This window comes from Chryseobacterium wanjuense, assembly GCF_900111495.1.
GTDB classification, from domain to species: Bacteria; Bacteroidota; Bacteroidia; order Flavobacteriales; family Weeksellaceae; genus Chryseobacterium; species Chryseobacterium wanjuense.
Genome location: NZ_FOIU01000001.1, coordinates 461472 through 479245, shown reverse-complemented (window position 1 = coordinate 479245; position 17774 = coordinate 461472). Strand labels below are relative to the sequence as shown.

The 17774-nt window shown below is 34.8% G+C and carries 15 protein-coding genes; 7 read left to right on the top strand and 8 right to left on the bottom strand.

What is annotated here, in order from left to right; translation table 11 throughout:
• Nucleotides 1-178 precede the first annotated feature (178 nt).
• The 4 genes from BMX24_RS02175 (at nucleotide 179) to BMX24_RS02160 (ending at nucleotide 6524) form a co-directional block, all read left to right on the top strand.
• Nucleotides 179-2734, top strand: a complete 2556-nt coding sequence (locus BMX24_RS02175) for a TonB-dependent receptor domain-containing protein (protein WP_089790442.1) — start codon at nucleotides 179-181, stop codon at nucleotides 2732-2734.
• A gap of 34 nt (nucleotides 2735-2768) precedes the next feature.
• On the top strand, nucleotides 2769-3932 hold the full coding sequence (locus BMX24_RS02170; protein ID WP_089790441.1) for a hypothetical protein: 1164 nt from the start codon (nucleotides 2769-2771) through the stop codon (nucleotides 3930-3932).
• A gap of 223 nt (nucleotides 3933-4155) precedes the next feature.
• Nucleotides 4156-5181 (top strand): CARDB domain-containing protein, encoded by a 1026-nt coding sequence (locus tag BMX24_RS02165; RefSeq protein WP_089790440.1) that lies wholly within the window; start codon nucleotides 4156-4158, stop codon nucleotides 5179-5181.
• Between the two features lie 182 nt (nucleotides 5182-5363).
• Nucleotides 5364-6524, top strand: a complete 1161-nt coding sequence (locus BMX24_RS02160; RefSeq protein ID WP_089790439.1) for a hypothetical protein — start codon at nucleotides 5364-5366, stop codon at nucleotides 6522-6524.
• Between the two features lie 78 nt (nucleotides 6525-6602).
• Here the strand turns inward: BMX24_RS02160 and BMX24_RS02155 are convergent, their stop codons facing one another.
• The 5 genes from BMX24_RS02155 to BMX24_RS21300 all read right to left on the bottom strand — a co-directional run bounded on the left by BMX24_RS02155 (nucleotide 6603) and on the right by BMX24_RS21300 (nucleotide 11579).
• Complete coding sequence (locus tag BMX24_RS02155) at nucleotides 6603-7448, bottom strand: helix-turn-helix domain-containing protein (RefSeq protein WP_089792690.1); 846 nt, start codon at nucleotides 7446-7448, stop codon at nucleotides 6603-6605.
• Nucleotides 7449-7725: 277 nt separating this feature from the next.
• Nucleotides 7726-9009: a glutamate-1-semialdehyde 2,1-aminomutase gene (gene hemL / locus BMX24_RS02150; RefSeq protein WP_089790438.1), complete on the bottom strand. Its 1284-nt coding sequence runs from the start codon at nucleotides 9007-9009 to the stop codon at nucleotides 7726-7728.
• A 73-nt stretch (nucleotides 9010-9082) separates the two neighbouring features.
• Complete coding sequence (locus BMX24_RS02145; protein WP_089790437.1) at nucleotides 9083-10141, bottom strand: glucosaminidase domain-containing protein; 1059 nt, start codon at nucleotides 10139-10141, stop codon at nucleotides 9083-9085.
• 15 nt (nucleotides 10142-10156) lie between these two features.
• Nucleotides 10157-11065: a 1-aminocyclopropane-1-carboxylate deaminase/D-cysteine desulfhydrase gene (locus BMX24_RS02140; protein WP_089790436.1), complete on the bottom strand. Its 909-nt coding sequence runs from the start codon at nucleotides 11063-11065 to the stop codon at nucleotides 10157-10159.
• 187 nt (nucleotides 11066-11252) lie between these two features.
• Nucleotides 11253-11579, bottom strand: a complete 327-nt coding sequence (locus BMX24_RS21300) for a hypothetical protein (RefSeq protein WP_089790435.1) — start codon at nucleotides 11577-11579, stop codon at nucleotides 11253-11255.
• Between the two features lie 41 nt (nucleotides 11580-11620).
• Between BMX24_RS21300 and BMX24_RS02130 the strand changes: the two genes are divergently transcribed.
• Together BMX24_RS02130 and BMX24_RS02125 are read left to right on the top strand one after the other, a co-directional pair.
• A complete protein-coding gene (locus tag BMX24_RS02130) occupies nucleotides 11621-11803 on the top strand; it encodes a DUF5522 domain-containing protein (protein ID WP_066441318.1) in 183 nt (60 codons plus the stop codon).
• A 1-nt stretch (nucleotide 11804) separates the two neighbouring features.
• Nucleotides 11805-12332 carry a DUF4136 domain-containing protein gene (locus BMX24_RS02125; RefSeq protein ID WP_089790434.1) on the top strand — a complete coding sequence of 176 codons (528 nt, stop codon included), beginning with the start codon at nucleotides 11805-11807 and terminating at the stop codon, nucleotides 12330-12332.
• Between the two features lie 68 nt (nucleotides 12333-12400).
• Here the strand turns inward: BMX24_RS02125 and BMX24_RS02120 are convergent, their stop codons facing one another.
• Both BMX24_RS02120 and BMX24_RS02115 read right to left on the bottom strand, forming a co-directional pair.
• On the bottom strand, nucleotides 12401-12718 hold the full coding sequence (locus BMX24_RS02120) for a hypothetical protein (protein WP_139176688.1): 318 nt from the start codon (nucleotides 12716-12718) through the stop codon (nucleotides 12401-12403).
• A gap of 105 nt (nucleotides 12719-12823) precedes the next feature.
• Nucleotides 12824-13636: a T9SS type A sorting domain-containing protein gene (locus BMX24_RS02115; protein ID WP_089790432.1), complete on the bottom strand. Its 813-nt coding sequence runs from the start codon at nucleotides 13634-13636 to the stop codon at nucleotides 12824-12826.
• A 703-nt stretch (nucleotides 13637-14339) separates the two neighbouring features.
• On the opposite strand from BMX24_RS02115, the gene BMX24_RS02110 reads away from it, so the two are divergent.
• Nucleotides 14340-15869 (top strand): endonuclease, encoded by a 1530-nt coding sequence (locus BMX24_RS02110; RefSeq protein ID WP_089790431.1) that lies wholly within the window; start codon nucleotides 14340-14342, stop codon nucleotides 15867-15869.
• Nucleotides 15870-15930: 61 nt separating this feature from the next.
• On the opposite strand, the gene BMX24_RS02105 is transcribed toward BMX24_RS02110, so the two are convergent.
• Nucleotides 15931-17703: a DUF6119 family protein gene (locus BMX24_RS02105; protein WP_089790430.1), complete on the bottom strand. Its 1773-nt coding sequence runs from the start codon at nucleotides 17701-17703 to the stop codon at nucleotides 15931-15933.
• Between the last annotated feature and the right edge of the window lie 71 nt (nucleotides 17704-17774).

Here is a 17774-nt window from a genome sequence, read left to right as displayed (position 1 = left end):
TTTTACGGGTCAAAGTTAATAATATTTTAATCACTGTTTAACAAAACGGGTATCGTTCACATAAAGTTAACAATAATATCCTTTTATTAATATTTAGTTAAGGAAAATTTAAATTTCGCTAAACCATTTACCCCACATATTCTTTATTCCTTTGCACCGAAAGAATATAGTAAAAGAAATGAACTTTAGAAAACTGAGTATCGCAGTTTTGTTTTTAACAACATCGGGAACTGTACTTTACGCTCAAGAAACCAAAAAAGACACTGCAAAATCTGAAAAGAAGATCGAAGGTGTCGTAATCACTGGATCAACTAAAAAAGGAGCAGAATCCAACATCATCAGCTTACAAAAAAAATCTGTAGAAGTAATTGAAAGAGTAGGATCTGCACAGCTTACAAAACAAGGTGTAGGTGATGCTGCTACCGCGGTAACGAAAGCTACCGGAACTCAGAAGCAGGAAAGCAGCGGGCAGATTTTCGTAAGAGGTCTGGGAGACAGATATAATTCTACGACGATGAATGGTCTTCCTATTCCTTCCAACGATCCTCTATATAAGAACATCGACTTAGGTATCGTGAAAACTGATATGATCGATTATTTAAGTTTAGAAAAAGTATATACTCCTAGAATCTGGGGAGATATGGCTGGTGCAAACGTAGATATCGTTTCAAAAGTGTATACAGGAAAGCCTTATTTTAAAGTAAATTTAGGATCTTCTGTCAATTTCAATGCCATCCAGAAAAATAATTTCTACTTACAAGACGGACCGAATTTCTTCGGAACCGATATCATTAAAAAACCTTCAAATGCATCTGTTGCAAGTGCAGGGTATGTTTTCAAAACTTCTTGGCAGAATAAAGAACAGAACAATCCTTTTGCTTCGTCTTTAGGAATTGATTTTGGAACAAACTTCAAAGTAGGTTCTACAGGAAAACTGAGCATTTTCGGATATGCCGCATTTGACAATGATTACGGATATGTAAAAGGAATCGCAGGTGGCGCATACGACGGACAAAACACTCCGCTGAAAATCTATAACAATGCTGAAGAATACAGATATCTGACAAACAGCACTGGCTTATTAAACTTAAACTATAAGCTAAACAGCAATCATAATATTAATTTCACAACAAATTATATCCACACTACCGATCAAAAATTGGGTAATTACCAAGGATATAACAGAGACTATTACGATAATGACCCGTTACAGGAAAGATATGTAACCAATCTGAGAAGAGCAACCTATAAAGTAAACGATCTGTTTGTAAACCAATTAAGAGGTGAGCATACTTTATCAGAGCCTTTGAAGCTTTCTTGGAATTTAGGCTACAACAGACTGGAAAGTAAAAGACCAGACCGTCAGCAGAACGTAACGATCTTCGACAAGCAAATGAATACAAGTTTCTTTGCAAGCAGTAATCCGGGAGCAAACAACAGATATTTTGATAATCTTATTGAAAATGATTATGTAGGAGACATCCATGCAGATTACAAATTTTCTGAGAATGCAAAATTGACCTTAGGATACAGCGGAAGATATAAAGACAGTGATTTCAGAGCTACCCAGTACAACTTCAGAATTAAGCTGAACCAGGGAAGTTATTTTGTAGATCCTAATAATTATGATACTTTCTTTAATCCGTTGAACTACCAGATCGGTGCTTTTGATATTGTAACGTTCAGAGGAGATGTGAAATTTGATCCAGCTACAGCTTTGATCCCACAGTTCTTTACTTCTGAGATCTTCAATAATGCAGGGTATGTGAACTTTGATTATAAGTTTAATGAAAAATTAACGGCTCAGATTGGCGTTCGTTATGATAACTTAAGCCAGAAGATGACTTATAATACGGCTCTACTTTCTAATGGTGGTAATTTAGATAAAAATTATTCTAAAATTTTACCGTCATTGAACGTAAAATATGCTTTAAACGATTTCAACAATTTCAGATTATCAGCATCCAAGACCTATACTACTCCACTATTATTGGAAATGGCTCCATTCGAATATGAAGATATCGACGAGTCAAGCTTAGGTAACAAAGATGTTTATCCTTCTGATAACTATAATCTAGACTTAAAATGGGAATGGTTCCCGAAAAAGAATGAAGTAATCTCAATCACAGCGTTCGGGAAATATATCAAAAATCCGATTTCAAGGATTACCATTGCTTCTTCATCAAACGTAGTTTCATTTGCCAACGTTGGAGAAAGCGCCAGAGTATTCGGAGCTGAAATTGAATTCAGAAAAGACCTTTATACAAAAGGAAACTCTAGAGTGTATACTTTCCTTAATGCAACTTATCTAAATACGGAACAGGATCTGGATTCTGAAAAATTATCTAAAGAAAATACATACGTTTCCGGAAACTTCCTTAAAGACAAAGAAAAAATGCAGGGAGCTTCAGATTTCCTTGCCAACGTAAACTTAGGTTGGGAAACAAAATGGAGAACAGGAAATCTTGACTTGGTGGTAGCATATTCTTACATCGGAGACAATATTTACTCTCTAGGTTTCGAGAAAAGAGGAAATATGGTAGACAAAGCCATCAATACTTTGGATGCTACAGCAAGATTCAAGTTCAACAATGGATTTGGGATCTCCCTTCAAGGTAAAAACTTAATCAATCCTACAATCAAAAGGGTTCAGGATAATGAAGGAACAGAGCTTATTGCTAAACAATACAAAAGAGGTATCGGTTTAGGACTAGGAGTTTCTTATGAATTTTAAAATAAATTAAAAAAGAATAAAAATCTAAAGTATTATGAAAAAGAATCACTTAAAATTAATAGCTGCGGCTTTATTTATTGGGACTTCATTTGCAATCCAATCATGCAGCAGCAGTGATGATGATTCAATTCCAACAGTATCTCCGGTAGGAATCGCTCAAGATCCAAGTAACTTCAAGGGTGATGTTCCTAACGGTCAGGTTGTGACATTAGATCCATCTAAAGTTTACAAACTTACAGGTGCTGTAATGATCAAAGATGGTGGTAAACTTATTATCCCTGCAGGTACAAGAATTGAGGCTACAGGTGGTACTTCTTCTTTCATCACTGTAGAACAAGGCGGACAAATATTCGCAAACGGTACTCAGTCTGCTCCTGTGGTATTCACATCTCCTGCAGGTGCGCCGGGAAGCTGGGGTGGATTAGTAATTTGTGGTAAAGCACCTATCAATAAAGGTACTACTGCTACTGCGGAAGTTGGTAACGCTACTTACGGAGGTACAAACCCTACTGATAACTCAGGATCTTTAACATATGTAAGAGTTGAATATGCCGGAGCAATTTATACTGCTGATAAAGAATTCAACGGTCTTTCTCTTTTCGGTGTAGGAAACGGAACAAAAGTAGAAAACGTAGCTTTTGTAAACGGATCTGATGACGGTATTGAGTTCTTCGGAGGAACTGTAAACGTAACAAATGTGGTTTCTGTAAGTAATGAAGATGATGCTTTTGACTGGACAGAAGGATGGAACGGTACTGCTACAAATATCTTCACAAAAAGAAGAGCAAACGGTACAGGAAACAGAGGTATCGAAGCAGATAACAACTCAAATAACCACGATGCATCTCCAAGATCAAATCCTACTATCAAAAATGCTACTTTCATCGGAGGTACTTCTGGTGAAGCTGACGGTTTCAAACTAAGAGTAGGAACTTACGCTACTATCGATAACGTAGTACTTTCAGGATGGGCTACAGGTATCAATATTGAGAATGATGCGTCTGTAAGCTACTTCAACGGAGGTGGTAAAATTACAAACATCAAGTTTGACAACGTTACGACTAAAGCTTCTGCTAAATCTAATGCAGGAACTTCTGTAACAGTATTAGCTAACACATACACAGAAAACGCAAGTGCTACAGGTGCAGGAAACGGAACGTCCACTCCTTCTTGGGCTTCTGGATGGTCTAGCTTATAAAAAATAGTAATTAGTTTTTTCATATCAAATTGAAAGAAACGGCATCGGAAATATTTCCGATGCCGTTTTTTAATGGAATCATTTTATCCTTCATTTTTAGTGTTATTTCAAAAATTTAATTTAATAATTAGTTATTTTTCTTTTAACATCAATTTTTTGATTTTTCTCTTTCTTTACATTACAAAAAATCACAACACTTAGAATTAATTATTAAAAAAATTATATGAAAAATTTATTCTTTTATTTAGTACTTTTTTTCTCATTTACTGTGAAGGCTCAGACTCTAACTGCAGGCAATTTTAAAGTTGATGCTCTCAGTACGGCAAACCACAGAATGGATTATAGTTATGACATTTCAGGAACCTTTTTTAAAGTAGATATGTATGTTTATAAGAATTCGGTCGCTCAAGAAAACTTAATTTCTTATAACTCTAAAATCGATGAGAGTAATTTTGAGCAGTTCACTTTTCCTCCAGGATTTAGATACTCTACGTATTCTTTAAACTATTATGAAAGTACAACTCCTGCAAAATTCATCTTAGTAATTGAAGCTTGGGAAAATCCGGAAATGCCGAAAATGACACAAACTTTAACATACACTCCCCCGGCACCACAAAAGCCAGACTTTTCTATTGCAAGAATTCAGATTTATAGAGATAAATTTAACACAAATGACTACTCACACCTTTTCTTTGATTCACAAGATACGGCAAATTATCCCGGAACAGCATTTAACAAAGGGACGAAATATAAATTTGTAGTAACAGTCTACAATACAGGTTCTCTAACCAACCAAAACTCAACACTTACCCTTATTCAGGGGTTATCACAAAGTGGTACATATCCAAGTGGTACAGCTTTAAAAACTTATGACGCTGCTGTCTCTATTGCCAATACAAACATAAAAACTGTAGAATTTTATGAAACCTTGATTTCTCCTTCACAGGATTATGTACCTGCCTATCTGGCATTTCATATTGATAAGAATAATACCGCTGATGAACTTAATGAAAATAACAATATTAAAATACAACAAGCATCTTTATATCCCACAAGCATCACAATTCCAGGGAAATCTGCTAACTTAACAAGTATCAAAGTCTTTAATGAAAAAGGGAATTTATTGAAAGAATATTCAGTAAAAAAAGATGAAAAAATTGAAAATAAAATTGTTGAAGATTTCGGAGCTGGAAATTATTTCATCAAATCGGAAAATAATATAACCCGAAAATTAAAAATTTCAAAATAAACTTCAAATTATTTCATAATCAAAAAACATCAGAGAATATTTTCTGATGTTTTTTATTTTAGCCGTTCAAATTATTTTAACCCTACTCAAGTGAAATTGGGAAAATTAACAGAAAAATGGTAATTTGGTCTTCTTAAATAGATCCCTGCAAGTATCTATTCAAAAGAATCTAAAAAAATAGTATGAAAAAGAATCACTTAAAATTAATCATTGCGGCTCTTATAATAGGCTTTTCCTTCACTATATATTCCTGCAGTAAAGACGATGAAACAATTGCGACCATCGTTCCCGTAGGCATTGCATTAGACCCAAGTAATTTTAAGGGTGAAGTTACCAACGGACAAGTCGTAACACTGGATGCCACCAAAGTATATGTACTTACCGGCAGTGTCATTATAAAAAACGGAGGAAAACTTGTGATTCCTGCAGGAACCAGAATCGTGGCAACAGCAGGTGCGGCATCTTATCTTTTGGTGGAACAAGGCGGACAGTTATATGCCAACGGAACTGCATTATCTCCGGTTTCATTCACTTCTTCTGCGGCAACACCGGGAAGCTGGGGCGGTGTGGTGATCTGCGGAAAAGCACCCATTAATACAGGTGCTACAGGTATTTCCGAAATCGGTAATTCTACTTACGGTGGTTCTGATCCTGCAGATAATTCAGGATCTTTGAATTATGTAAGAATTGAATATGCAGGAGCAGAGTTCGCGCCTGGCAAAAAATTCAACGGACTTTCTTTATTTGGTGTAGGTAATGGCACAAAAGCAGACAATATTTCATTACTCAACGGTTCAGACGATGGTATTGAACTTTACGGGGGAACAGTGATAGTTTCCAATATCATTTCTGCCGGTAATGCAGACGATGCTTTCAGCTTTACAGACGGCTGGGCTGCGGTAGTTACTAATATTTATACTAAAAGAAGAGCCGACGGAACAGGAAATTCCGGCATCAGAGGGGTGAATAATGCTACCAATTTTGACGCTTCTCCGAGATCAAATCCTACCATTAAAAACATCACGGTAATTGGAGGAACTACCGGAAATACCAACGGGATCAACCTAATTTCGGGAACCAATGCCATTTTAGAAAATATCGTGATTTCCAATTGGTCAACAGGAATTACTATTGAAAGTGATCCTTCCGTAACGTATTTTAACGGTCATAAAAAAATCGTGGGTGCTTTGTTTGACAATACAACAACCAAAGTGTCTTTAAAATCAACAGCAGGGGCGAATGTTCCTATTGTAGATACCACTTTCACCGAAAAACCGGATGCATTCGGTGCCGGAAACGGAACTGCCACTCCGGCTTGGGCAGCGGGTTGGTCTGGTTTATAATAAATTAATTAAAAACAATAAAAAAATCCCTTCGGAATAGGCTTTCGAGGGGATTTTTATTTAAAATATATTTTCCATTTATTCTTTGAATTGCGAAGGAGTCATTCCCGTCTGAGCTTTAAAAAATTTGGAAAAACTGGCATGGTCATAAAAACCAAGATCATAAACAATATCTTTTACCGACATTTCGGAAACTTTCAATAATCTTTTTGCTTCCAGTAAAATTCTGTCCTGAATCAATGATGAAGCCGATACGTTAAGGTTTTTCTTACAGACAATATTCAGATAATTAGCCGAAATATTCAGTTTTTCGGCATAAAAAGATACGGAGCGTTCTGTTTTAAAATGACTATCAATTAAGTTTAAAAATTTAGAAATAATGGGGTTAGAATTGTACATTTCAAAATCTTTGAAAGCTCCTTCCGCGGTTTTGCTTACCAATAAACCAATCAGCTCACTACGTTTCTGAATCAGTTCCCAAAAAATCGGTTCCAAATCTAATTCATTCTGAATCATCTGAAATTCATACCGCAGTGACTGATAAACCGGCTCCGAAAGTGAAATTACAGGATGATATTGGTAATAAGAAGCTGAAAATCTCAATGACGGTAAAAAGCTCTCATACCATTCCCGGCTGATCATCAGTTGATATCCGATCGTTTCTTTCTCAATCTGCCAGTGATGCACCTGATCCGGAAATAGCAGATGAATCTGATGATTTTCAACCGGATATTCCCTGAAATCTATCGTGTGAGTTCCTTTGCCTTTTTCAAAGAGGTTAATGATAAAAAAATCGTGTTTATGAGGCTCAATAATTGATCTTTCGCCATATAATTCATTGAACAGCAGATCACAACCGTTCGATTGCTTCTCCACAAATTCCTGAATTCTCAAAACCGGAAAATGATCTTTCTGATGACTCACTTGATTAAATTTACTTTCTAAAATAAGCAAATTTTGTGAGATTGAGTTTAAACACGAATTTCACGAATATTTTCACGAATGACACAAATATCTGTATAAATCTGTGGAAGAAAAAATAAGCAGTCTCATTGTCATTTCGACACAGGTTGGAGGTCTGAATGACGGACAAACCAAATATTACTAGTGTTATTCGTGAAAATATTCGTGAAATTCGTGTTTAAATAAAAACAAAAAAGGACGAAGCAAAACCTCATCCTTTAAAATTTATTTTTATCTTTTAAGAATATTCAAATTTTCTGACTGCTTCTAAAGTCATGTCAATTTCTTTATCTTTAATCGCATCACTGATGAAATATGTTTCGTAGCCACTTGGCGGAAGATATATTCCGTTTGTCAGCATTTGATGGAAAAAATTATTGAATAATGAATGATTTGCTTCCTGAGCTTCATCAAAATTCGAAACCCTATTAATATGGAAGAACACCGACATCATCGATCCTTTTCTGTTGATTTTATGGGCAATCCCTTTTTCATTTAAAATTTTTCCGATTTCAAAATCCAGCGTTTCTGTAGTTTTCACCAATCTGTTGAAAAATTCAGGATCGTTTTTAATAATTTGCAACGTTTTCAATCCGGCTCTCATGGCCAAAGGATTTCCGCTCAATGTTCCGGCCTGGTAAACACCACCTTTTGGAGCGAGATGATCCATAATTTCGTTTCTTCCTGCAAAAGCACCCACCGGAAGTCCGCCTCCGATTACTTTTCCGTAAGTCACCAAATCAGCTTTCACATTGAAAAGTTCCTGAGCACCGCCAAAGGCCAATCTGAAGCCTGTCATTACCTCGTCAAAAATCAATAAAGCACCGTTTTCATCGCAGATTTTTCTTAATTTTTGAAGGAATTCATTTTCAGGAAGAACACAGCCCATATTTCCTGCAACAGGTTCGATAATTACCGCGGCAATTTCGCCCTGATTGTGTCTGAATAAATCTTCAACCTGTTCAAAATCATTATATCTTGCTAGTAAAGTATCTTTTGCCGTTCCTGCCGGTACACCCGGAGAATTCGGATTTCCGAAAGTCGCTGCACCACTCCCCGCTTTAATCAAAAACGAATCTGAATGACCATGATAACAACCTTCAAATTTTACGATTTTATCTCTTCCCGTAAAACCTCTTGCCAGTCTGATCGCGCTCATACAAGCCTCCGTACCTGAGGAAACCATTCTGATCTGGTCGATATTCGGAACATTTTCTACGATGAATTTTGCAATTTCCGTTTCAAGCTCTGTTGGTGCACCGAATGAAAAACCTTTCTCTGCCTGAATTTTTAATTCTTCCAACACTTCTGGATGAGTGTGACCTAAAATGGCGGGACCCCATGAGTTGATATAATCGATATACGTGTTGTCATCAGCATCCGTAAGGTAAGCTCCTTTTGCAGATTTCATAAAAACGGGCACTCCACCCACAGATTTGAATGCACGAACCGGAGAATTTACCCCTCCGGGAATGTATTTGTAAGCTTCATCGAATAAAGCTGAACTTCTTTGGTATTTCATATGTAGTTGTTGGTTGACGGTTGCTGGTTGCTAGTTTAACAATCAACGAGCAACCAGCAACCGTCAACAAAAATTAGTTTCTAGGTTTTTTATCAATTAAATAAATCAATTGTCCGGCAGAAGGTTTCTGGCCTTCATCCATTCTGTTTTTTGCGTATAGTTTATTTAATTTGATTCCGAATTTTTGTGCGATATCATGCATGTCTTCGCCTGATTCTGCTTTGTAAGTCGGAGTATTTCCGTCAGAGTTTTTAGATTCAAGGAAAACAATATCATTTTTCTTTAGCACATCATTTTCCAGCTCATTCCACTTCATCAGCTTGCTTTCGCTTATTTTGAATTTATTGGCGATGAATTTTAAGTTGGTATCTTCAGGAATGATAATATATTTCAATCCGTCATTCGGATGACTTTTAATTAAAATAGAATTAAGAATCTCAGCTTTTGTCTTAATTCTTTCCACTCTTTTCTGTTGTTGAGCGTAAGACGTTTGCTTATAAGGAACTTCTACGGTAACCGGATCTTTTATTTTTTTGGTATATTTTTCAGGTTCCAGCTGAGCCATGAAACTTCTGTCGTCTTTAAGATCGGGATACATTTTCAGCACAGCATACAAAACTTCTTTTGAGCTTGTATTGTCGAATTCGTACAATTTATATTTTTCAATTTTACCGATCAAAATAGAAGCATAACGTGGATTTGTTGCATAGCCGGCTTTTTTCAGACCATGAGCCCAGGCTCTGTAATCTTTCATATCAAGATTGAAAAGGCCTGTATAATATTTTCTTGTTGCCAGGAAAACGGAGTGATCTTCATACGACTGTTTCGGATCGTCATAAACACGGAAACACTCATTGGGAGCGTCGTCGGTATGTTTCATGGTTTTCCCCGTCCAGTCTTCTTTACACTTTATTCCGAAATGATTTTTGCCTTCCTGAGCCAATCGGCTTTGTCCACCGCCGGTTTCCAAAAGTCCCTGAGCAAGGGTGATAGAGGCCGGAATTTTGTATTTTTCCATCTCCTCTACAGCGTACTTCGCAAATTTTTGGATGTATTGATCTTCAGTTGCCCAAGATTGAGCTGAGAATTTTGATAAAACTAAAAGGCTTACGAGTAAGAAAAGTCTTTTCATGTTTTTCAATTTTACTTATATAATTAAATTTCTATTCTGTTTTTCTAAAAGCAAATTTGCCCCCTCAATTCCCTGCAGTCCACCAGTATGAAAGCACAAAATTTTGCTGTCTTCAGGAAAGTAATCTTCATCAATCAGTTCAAAAACTCTCTGCATCATCTTTCCCGTATATATCGGTTCCAAAGGAATCCCATATTTCTCTTTAAAATCATTGATAAAACGAATATTTTCGTCTTTTACTTTACCATAACCTCCAAAGCATGAATTTATTAGATTAAAGTTTTGCTTTAAAGTTAATTCCAAGATTTTATTTTCAAGTGAATCATCGTCAACCGCCTTAAATCCTATAACCTTCTGATTATCTTCACAATATTTTGAAATCCCTGCAATCGTTCCTCCAGTTCCGACTGCGGTGCAAAGATAATCAAAATCTTTTGTATCGTCGTTCAGCATCATTTTCACGCCTGCCAGAGCCTCTTCGTTGGTTCCGCCTTCCGGAATGATGAGGGCATCGGGAAATTCATTCTGTAAAAAGTCGGTTAATTTTTCCTTGTGACGATATTCTTCCCGGGTAACAAACTGCAAGTTCATTCCGTTTCTTTTGGCAAAAAGTAATGTTGGATTGTCGCGCCATTTATCTTTCAGCTCCTCTCCTCTTATTATTCCCAATGTTGGAATTCCTGCTAAATTTCCAACCGCCGAAACCGCCGAAATATGATTGGAAAAAGCTCCCCCGAAAGTGATGATATAGGGTTTTTCAGGATTTTTTTCTAAATAATTATTAATATTAAAAAACAGCTTCCAATATTTATTTCCGGAAATATGAGGATGGATCAAATCTTCTCTTTTAATAAAAAGTTTGATGTTTTTATTAATGGAAATTTCCTGAATGGGAATTTTTTGTGTCGGGAGTTGTAGCAGCATTCTTTAGCTTAAATCATATGGTACAAAATTAATGTTTTTTGTGTTTGAATGATATTTACCTGATTGATGTCAAAAATTCATTGAATGAATGAGCCTTGTCAAGGTTTAAAACCTTGACAAGGCTGTTTACGTAAAAAAATTGACAGAATCATTAAACTTTAAATCTAAAACATTAAACCCAAAACCCTTAAAGATATTTCCTGAAGCTCCAGAATTTTCTTTTTTGGAGATAATGTAAATCCGATTCATTGGTGTAAGCTTCCCTTTCGAATGAGATTCGTTTGTATGCTGAATGGGCGTCTTTTAATCTAAAAAACCAGTAATAATATTCGATCACATAAAAAATATAAAAGAAAATGACAAGCAGCTCCAGTTGTTGTTGTAAATGGATTTTTTCGTGGTTGATCAATATTTTATTTTTCTTATCTTCGGGTTTCCTAATGAAGATAAAAGGGAAAAGAGCAATGCCGCTAATTTTTAATTTTTTTAAAGGCTTTTGGCATACAATTATCATAATAACAAATATAAAGTTTTTTTGACTTAGAGATTTAACCTATGGCACTTTTTGACATCAAAGAAGGTGAAGACTTTTACTACAACGAGCAGGGGTATAAGGTTTTTACAGAAAAATTTCACTTAAAAAGAGGATATTGCTGTAAAAGTGGCTGTAGACATTGTCCTTACGGATACGATAAAAAGACCGATACATTTATTAAAAACGATAAAAAAAATAAATAAAATGAAAAAATATATTTTTATTTTGTTGGCTGCGGCTACGTTGGGTTTAACATCTTGTAGTCCTTTCCAGGTACGTTCTGATTATGCTGAAACAGCAAATTTTACAACATATAAAACTTACAAAATCAGGATTGACGATCTGAAGCTGAATGATATTGATAAAGACAGAGTGCTGAATGAATTGTCGAGACAGCTTCAAAGCAAAGGTCTTCAGTCGGGAGAAAACCCTGATCTGATCGTGAATGTAAAAGCCAACCACAAAAAAGTTACCGATATTACCAACAACTCTCCCTACGGAATGTATGGTTGGGGCGGGCCTTTCGGATGGGGAATCGGGATGAGCAGAACATGGACAAGCAACTATAACGAAGGTGCTTTGATCGTAGACCTAGTTGATGCAAAAACCAACAAATTGGTTTGGCAGGGAATCGGAAGCGGAATTTCCGTAGATTCACCGAAAGCTAAGCAAAGACAAATCCCGGAAATCATGGCGGAAATTATGAAAAATTACCCTCCGCAGAGAAAATAAGATTTAAATCAATCAAGTATATATAAAAGTCAATGCAGTTTTTTATTGCATTGACTTTTTTTTCAGTATTAATGGTGCCTTACCCCTTTATGATGATATTCAACATTTTTAGGCTGTGCATCATAATTTTTTGGTATTGATTCGTTTTTAAAATTGCTTTTCGAATCTGTGACATTATCGGTTTCAGGGGTTTTAAAATGTAATTCTTTCCCGTTCTTATAGACTTTTCCGTCGGAAGTAAAATACATTTCATCCTTTTTGTACGTATTCCCGTCTTCTCCTACAAAGACTTCGGAATCATTTTTCCTGTTCTTTATTTTACGACCCAGATAGACTAATGCTCCTCCTACAATCATTGCCAGAGCTACTTTTATTTTGTTATTCATAATGGTGATTTTCATAGAATAACTCAAAACACCTGCCAAAAATCAAGCAAAATAAAAAAGACTGCTAATAAAATTAACAGCCTTTCAATTTAAATTTAAAAAAAATTAGTTTTTGATTGTTTTAAAAGACTTTTCTGTCCCGTTTTTAAAATAAAGAGTCACAAAGTACACTCCTTTCTGAAGATCGTTCACTTCTACTGTTGTCGCAGGTTTTTCAACAGTTTTCACCACTCTTCCTACGGCATCGGTGATGATCGCAGTTTTAACATCTTTAGTATCAGAAATATGTAAAACAGTAGTAAAAGGATTCGGATAAACTTTTACTCCCGAAGAAATAGTTGTTTCGACCGTTCCCAATGTCGGAATCGGCTCCCAGACTGCATCATCCCAGTAATGCCCCGCGAAAGAAGTTCCGGGATTACGGATCGCCAGTCTCATTCCGTCCGGAACTGTAGTCGGAACCGTGAAAATTCGCTCTGCAGCACTGTCACTGTAAGATGTATTGGTGATCGTAATGCCTTGAAGGACAACAAAAGTTTCCGGTAAAGCATCTTTAATATAACCAAACTCCAGATACCCCGCAGAATTGGCCCTCATTTTTACTCTCAAACGGTGTGTTCCCGCATTGATATTGGAAACCGGAGGCATCACAACGATAGAGATTTTCCCTGCTCCATAACCATTTTGATAAATCTGACTCGTTCCTGAAGCAGGAGCTGTTGACGAAATAATCTGGCTTGCTCCTCCCAAAAGAACACTGTCCCAGCAAGTAGGCACCACTCCCATAGTACAGCAGCTATAGGCATCAAAATTTTCAGAAAAACTAGTGACTGCATTGCATTGAGCATTTGCAGTTAACATTCCACCCAAGATTCCTAATAAAGGAAAACATTTTTTAAGAGATAAATTTTTAATCATTCTAAATAAAGATAATAATGCGAAAGTAATTCTTTTTGATATTACTTTTAATTTAAAATTTTATGATTTTTATCAATTAAATATAAATTAATTTTTGATTTAAAATTGATTAATGTAAATATTTTTTATTATGGTTGTTTTTTTTAAAACACGAGTATCACAAATATTTTCACAAATGACACTAATTTATTTTTAATAAAAAATGCTTCGAGAACCTCAGCATGACATTCCTAATACTACCCGTTTTACACATTGCTATGCTGAAAACTTTATTCTAAACTTGAGTATCACAAACATTTTCACAAATGACACTGATTTATTTTAATACAGATGCTTCGAGAACCTCAGCAAGACATTCCTAATACTACCCGTTTTACACATTGCTATGCTGAAAACTTTATTCTAAACTTGAGTATCACAAACATTTTCACAAATGACACTGATTTATTTTAATACAGATGCTTCGAGAACCTCAACATATACTCTTAATACTAACTGTTATACAATTATTATTTTTTAATATCCACAGTCTTTTGCCCGTATCATGCCGAAGCTCCCAAAGCATTATAAAATCATTTTTCCATACTCACAATCTAATGGTAAGCAATGCATAATTAATAATTCAACACGTATTGAAATTTAACAATTCCGTAATTTTTTATTCATTAAATTGTAGTAATCTTACTGAAAAAATTAAATTGACATGAAAAAATCATTACTTCTATTTGCATTTATTGGTTTTTTGGCTAATGCACAAGCTCCGGCAGGCTATTACAACGCTGCCAACGGATTGTCAGGCGCCGCTTTGAAAACCGCTTTGAGTACAATCATCACCAACGGTCATCAAGACAAAGGCTACAACGGACTCTGGACTGGCTACAAAACCACCGACATCGATAAAAATTATGAAAACGATGGTTCTATTTTAGATATCTACTCTGAAAAACCGACCACAACAGATCCTTACAAATATACTCCGGTAACCAACCAGTGCGGAACCTATTCTGTAGAAGGAAATTGCTACAACAGGGAGCATATCGTTCCTCAAAGCTTATTTAATGAAGCTTCACCAATGGTTTCTGATATTCAATTCATCAGAGCAACCGACGGAAAAGTAAACGGAATGAGATCAAATTATCCTTTCGGGAAGGTAGGAACAGCTACTTTTACTTCTAAAAACGGTTCAAAACTTGGAAATTCTGTTTCATCAGGATATTCCGGGACTGTTTTTGAGCCGATTGATGAGTTTAAGGGAGATGTTGCAAGAATGATTTTTTATTTTGTGACCCGTTATCAAAGCAAGCTTTCTACTTTTTCTTCGGGAAATATGTTGGGAAATTCAACGTTTCCGGGATTGCAGACCTGGGAGCTGAATGTTTTATTGGCTTGGCACAATCAGGATCCGGTTTCTCAGGCGGAAATTAACAGAAATAATGCTTCTTACACCTATCAGGGAAACAGAAATCCATTTATTGATAATCCGAATTATGTGAGTCAGATTTGGGGTTCTACAAGCGGTGGCGGAACAACCAATCCTCCGACAGGAACCAATTGTGTGAACGAAAATTTTGAAGCCATCCCAACAGCAAGCACATCTTCTTATTTAACAAGAACATGGACGAACAGCGGAATTTCATGGACGGCCACTGACGCCAGAACCGATCAAACTATTACTACCAAAGCCATTACGGTAAGAGACGGTTCATTAACTTCAGGTAGCTCAGCCAACGGAATCGGTTCATTAACGGTAACAACTCAATTGAAATTTACCGGTTCGAACGGAACTTTCAACGTAAAAGTAAACGGAACAACTGTCGGAACGATCCCTTACAACACGAATGTTACAACGACAACCATTAATAATATCAATATTTCAGGAAATGTAGTCGTGGAACTTGAAAATACTTCAACGAACAACAGAGTGGCGATCGACAATCTAAGCTGGACCTGCTATTCCGGAAGTGCAAGACAAGCTCAGAATATTGCTTCTGAATTTAATGAAACTCATGCACTACAGATCTCTCCTAATCCGGTTTCAAACAATGAAATTTTTGTAAAAGGGGAAACGCAAAATATCAAAAAAGCTGAAATCTACAATCTTCAGGGGAAAATGGTACAGGCTATTGACCAGCCTTTTAAAAACACCAGAAATTCAATTAAAATTAAAAGCCTTGAACAGGGAATCTATCTATTGAAATTGGATGCTTCGACTTTGAAGTTTATTGTAAGATAATTAATATTTTAAACAATTAAAAACTCCTTCTTTTCGTTTTGAAAGAAGGAGTTTTAATTGTTTATTCCTCTAATAATATTCGTTCAAATAATAATTCATAATCAGTTCTTTTCATATCTCTTATTATATAAATTAAAGATAATTTTGCTATACGAGAATTACTAGCAATAATTTCATCTTTTATAGATAAAACATTATCAGAACCATAAGCAAAAACAAAGCAAATCTTTCTATTAGATTTAAATAAATCAATGAAGTTTTTCTCTGAAAGTTGTTTTAATCGGTTGTTCTCTTTTAATTTAATTTTACCTCCGTTATAATGTTTATCTGAAACACTTTTATAGTATGACTTAATACCTTCAATACTTTCTTCATCTTCAGAATAAGATAAAAAACGAGCAGAATTATTTATTTGATTTATCAAAACTCTCGTATCTTGCCCTAGACCTTTTTTAACATGATATAAATAAATTTTATCATCAGTAACTCTTATTAAATCTGCAATTTCAATATAATTTAAATATGCTCGATCACCAATAATAAAACCTTCTTTATTTTTAAAGCTTTCATTATAGGAACCTTCACTTTTTTTAACCCAGGATTCTAAAGGTATAATTGGGGCATAACTTTCAAAATCAAAATCCTTAAAATATTCATTCAAGTTATGATCTAAACTATCTCTATAGACATACCAAGAACCATCAAGTTTAAAATATTTGTTTCCTCCATATTCTACTTCTCCAGAAATCCAATAAGAAAGTTTTGAAGGAAAAATAAATTCCCCACTATCATTTTCTCTAAAATGACCTTGAGTTTTATCTAAAGATTCTTTAAATGTTTCTAAACTTGTGTCATCAATTAAATTATTATCCTTTAAAAGCTTCATTATTTCAATATAATTACTTGAAGCCGAATACTCTTTTTCACAATAATTACCATCTTTTTTATTAAAAAATTCTGTCTCTGTAGATCTTACATAATGCATTAGATTTGGATTATAAAAATCTATATTTTCATTGTTAATTAAACATTCATAAGCATAATCGAGTAAACAGTCATTTAATTCCTTATTAATTGGATTAGACAATGGTAATCTATAAAATTGATTAAATTCAACACCTTCTAATTTTAATAATTCTTTAATTTTTTTTAATCGATTTATTAATTCTTCATAATCGAATTTAGATGAAATTTCAAGAGATGAACCTCCATTTATAGAAAGTTTCGTTGTTGATTCTTTCTTTTTAATAATACCTAATTTTCCAAAATCATCTTCATTAATTGATGCTAACATTGCCTTGTAAATCTTACCAAAATCATCTTCAAAAGCTAAACTATAATTTTCTCTAAAATACCTTTGAGCGCCAAGTTCAATTCCAAATAATCCTCTTTCCTCAAGTTGTCTAATCTCAGTGGAATTTTTATTTACTAATTTAGATAATACATCCATTCCAAAAAAAGGTTCAATATATTCATCCAATAAAGAATGTCCGTGATAGCCTCTTGATATAATAAAAATAGACTCATGATCATAAACGAATAATACAAATGTTGAATTTTGTACTTTAATATTATCTAATTCTGATTCTTCATCAACTATAGAAGCTAAAAAATCATACCAGCTTGGAACTTTTATTCCAGTCGTAAAAACATATAGTTTTGCATTCCAGCCTTCAATATTTACACTATTTGATAAATTAATAGGAATAAACTCATTTTCTTTCCTTTTTAAATAACTATCGATTATTTCTTGAATAACTGCTTCATTATCATCTTTTTCTTTAACAATAAAATCTTGTACTTTATATAATTTGGCATTGACTGTATTTGACATAAGTATTTGGTTATAGTTTTTATTTCATAAATATATAAAATACTAATTATCAAATATTACGGGAAGCCATA